This is a genomic window from Sinorhizobium sp. P24N7 (genome assembly GCF_042436655.1).
GTDB classification, from domain to species: domain Bacteria; phylum Pseudomonadota; class Alphaproteobacteria; order Rhizobiales; family Rhizobiaceae; genus Sinorhizobium; species Sinorhizobium meliloti_A.
The window spans coordinates 1-394 of sequence record NZ_JBHMIW010000153.1 but is presented as its reverse complement, the minus strand read 5'-3'; the positions used below and the strand labels follow the sequence as shown (position 1 = coordinate 394).

Sequence of the window (394 nt, the reverse complement as noted above, 5' to 3'; positions counted from 1 at the left end):
GCCTTCGGAAATCTCGACTCCGTCCGGCAGAAGATCGATAAGGGTGCGCGCCAGCATCGATTTGCCAGCACCCGTCTCGCCGACAATGCCGAGCACTTCGTTGCGGGAGAGTGTGAAGTCAATCTTGTTGAGGATCTCATGGTCGCCATGGACGACCGTCAGTCCGTCGACCCTCAGGACTTCCTTGGATTTTGCGATATTCATTTCCGTACCCTTCCGGTCGGGTCAAAGATGTCCTTCGCAATGTCGCCAAGGAGAGCGAAGCACAGAACCGAGATGACGATGGCCAGTCCAGGGAACAGCGACACCCACCAGATCCCTAGGATCATTTGCTGAGCGCCGCTTGAAACCATCAGGCCCCATTCGGGCGTCGGCATGCGTACACCGGCACCAA

At 57.4% G+C, this 394-nt stretch carries 1 protein-coding gene and 1 pseudogene; both read right to left on the bottom strand.

Translation table 11 applies throughout. The features are described 5' to 3' along the window. A partial coding sequence (locus ACFHWW_RS34400; protein WP_379943873.1) for an ATP-binding cassette domain-containing protein occupies positions 1–204 on the bottom strand: 204 nt, incomplete at its 3' end. Continuing rightward, positions 201–394 (bottom strand): annotated as a pseudogene (locus tag ACFHWW_RS34395) (ABC transporter permease); the annotation flags it as partial. The gene ACFHWW_RS34400 and the pseudogene ACFHWW_RS34395, both read right to left, overlap by 4 nt.